3 protein-coding genes are annotated in these 2,889 nt (G+C 43.3%); all 3 read right to left on the bottom strand.

Annotated elements, in window-relative coordinates; genetic code table 11:
* Positions 1-304: hypothetical protein (locus tag ACFO8Q_RS08585; protein WP_380025360.1), on the bottom strand; the 304-nt coding region annotated here is incomplete at its 3' end.
* 104 nt (positions 305-408) lie between these two features.
* Positions 409-1,311 (bottom strand): WD40 repeat domain-containing protein, encoded by a 903-nt coding sequence (locus ACFO8Q_RS08580; RefSeq protein ID WP_380025359.1) that lies wholly within the window; start codon positions 1,309-1,311, stop codon positions 409-411.
* Positions 1,301-2,889, bottom strand: a 1,589-nt coding sequence (locus ACFO8Q_RS08575) for an RHS repeat domain-containing protein (protein WP_380025358.1), incomplete at its 5' end; no start/stop codon positions are given. The genes ACFO8Q_RS08575 and ACFO8Q_RS08580, both read right to left, overlap by 11 nt.

The following is a 2,889-nucleotide window of genomic DNA, read 5'->3' as shown; positions in this document are numbered from 1 at the left end:
CTGACATCTGTTCAACAAGGCGGTCAACGGCATTATAGGAAGCGGTGATTTTTACGCCGTTTGGCAGAATCGATTCCACCAGGTCTCCCACCTCGTTGTACTTGTAGGTGGCAGATCCCATCCAGGTGTTCGCTTTGACCATGCGATCCATCCGATCGAATTCATATGCGACCTGTTTGCCGTCCGGATATTTGATGGACTCACGTTTGCTTGTCGAGGTGTAGGAGTAGCGGGTCATCTTTTCGTCAAAATCGGTAACCTGAACGATACCGCTCAGCGTGTTATACGAAAGGCAGTAACACATCCACACCTGCCATCCAGATGGGCTACTCTAAGAAAAGGCAAGCCCTATTCTTGATAAGGCTTGCCCCCAGATAAGAGTACTCATTTTTTAATTTTCTAACCACATCATCTAAATTCTTCGGGAACGCGTATCAGATAGACCTCATTGATACCAGGAGACCCAACCGTAGTGAAAGCGATTTGATCCCCCTTTGGTGACCAATCTAATGAAGCTATTCCGCGATCATAGATCTTAACCGGTTTATTTTTCCCTTGACTGTCCACAATATAGAGACCTGATAATTCTTTACTCGGTCCACCTGAAAAAGCAATCCATCTCCCATCTGGAGACCAACTGAGTGAGTCTGCCCAACCCGGTGAATAGTCCACAACTTGAGTCGATTGTTTTGCTTCCAAATCAAAAATTTGTATCTCCTTACCCACAATACCTGCAATTTTCTTACCGTCATAAGACCATCGTGATAATGAAGAGCCAGGTATAGTCTCGGTTTGGCTCAATTTTAAAGTATTCTGATCAAACTTTAAAATCTCATTCTTGTCTTGGGAAGTTCGCCCGATTACAACATTTTCGCCTTTTCGATCCCATTCAACGGAAGACAAATCTTTAATATGTTCTTTAAGAAGCACAGATTTCGAACTAGACAGATCGAAGGAGTATAGAGACTGCGACAGTCCTCCGCTTTCAATTACAGTGAAAAACAGCTTAGAATTCGATATCCATCCTACACTATTCACACTCCTCTCTACAGGAATGGACACTACTTGATAGCGGGATTGAGTCAAATCATACACCATGGTGTTTCCCAATGTTTTTCTTGTATCAAATTGAAATACAATCTTTTCTCCATCCGGTGACCATCTCATGTGTTCGTAGGCCCCCTTCGGAAGGTTCAATTTTTTGATATTTCCTGATGTATCGTTACTATTTTCAGAGTTCGTACTCCCACACCCTATCAGCATCATTAAACAAAGCATCAAAATCCAACGCATAACCCCCTTAACGTTCATAAATCTCTCTCCATTCTTCATCGTAAGTCCAGAACGGATACACAGCTCGATCATCCCAAGCTGCCGGATAATGATCGGGATATTCTGTAGGTTCATGGTTGATGAAAAATCCGATAGCACCCGCATACGTCGGAGCCAACGGAGTCCCAATGATTGGGGTCAACCCTACTCTTATTAATACAGAGTCAATAAACGCTTGTTCTGCTGGTGTTTCACTGAACGTTAATCCATTCTCCATCAATATTTTCGATATATGGAATATTGATGCATTGTGAGCAGCCCATAAGTTGGACTGGGAAGGATCCTTTATAAACTCAATCCACAACTTTACCGTTGGAGGTGCTTGATCTTCTTGTCTATTCGCCATTAAAGTTTCTGCCAACATCATATCATTAATCATGGCTCCATTTGCAAGTTTCCAATACCATGAGCCTCCTTGTCCGGTATCAGGATCTCCCAGTCGCCTTGAGCGACGTTCCCATTTCATAAATTCCACTATATCTATTCCGTAATTCAACCAAACATTCAACACTTTTCCCTTATGCCGTTCAAAAAAATCGTTAACCCAATTGATACGATTATTTGGTGTTTTTAAAATTTCTTGTAAATTACTCGATTTTTCAATTGAGTTAGGCGACTTCCCACTAGGGTCCAACCACTTTAATGGATTATTCAAGACATAAGGATATCTATTCTGTGATATTGGTAAGTCAATTGATCCTAACCATGGATCTTGTGAGATAAACCGCCCAACCTCCGGCATGTAGTAACGGGCACGAGCATAGTTCAAACCGGTTGTATAGTCGTACTCCAATCCCGTATAACCGAATGTGTTGTTCGGACCCGGCCAGTTCTTGTCAAACTTCTTACCGGAATGCGGAACACCAAACTCATCGTAATGATATTTGGTGATCATCTTCCCCGTCGGGTCGGTTAATCCGACTACGGAACCCATACGGTCTTGGAGATAGTAGAATTCGGACGGATCAAGGGATTCGGTTTCTGCGGAATTGGATTCTGTTCCCGCTAAAGTCCCTTTGTTATGTCCGTTCGCTTTTCCTTTGCCTGGGATTGATTCTGAACCTGAATTGACTTCCGAATTGTTCGGATTGTCCTCCCAGCCGTTATTCGGATCGTTTGCCGGGATATATGACTTCCCGATCAAGCCCATCCCATAAGCCATGATACCCGTTACTTCATCATCTTCATTGGTAGTCATCAGAACTGTGGGCAATGGGGTAGCTACATCGTTTGTAAAGTTCTGGACATAGAACCGTTCCTTAAACTCTTGTTCGGAACCTTTGAAACGATTCTTGTACTTGCCATAGGCATGTCCCTTACCGTGTTTTTCGTCACTCTTGCCATTGTTTCCTTTATCGTCGTTGTTCCCTTTGCCATTATTCCCGTCATTTCCATGGCCTTGATTTCCGTTTCCATTGCCATTTCCATTATTTCCGCTGTTTCCACCGTTCCCGTTACCACCGGATGGAGGAGCTGCAGAAGATCCACCGCCATTGCCGTTTCCATTTCCGCCTTTTGCGGCGAATACATCATTGAGTAAAGATTGAGTCATCACAT

This window comes from Effusibacillus consociatus (genome assembly GCF_042652925.1).
Taxonomy (GTDB): Bacteria; Bacillota; Bacilli; order Tumebacillales; family Effusibacillaceae; genus Effusibacillus; species Effusibacillus consociatus.
Note: the sequence above shows the minus strand (reverse complement) of the source record. Positions and strands in the feature narration are given on the sequence as shown.

Bases quoted from the DNA above. Each gene is read 5' to 3' on its own strand.
- ACFO8Q_RS08580 (WP_380025359.1), bottom strand. From the start codon at position 1,311: ATGAACGTTAAGGGGGTTATGCGTTGGATTTTGATGCTTTGTTTAATG.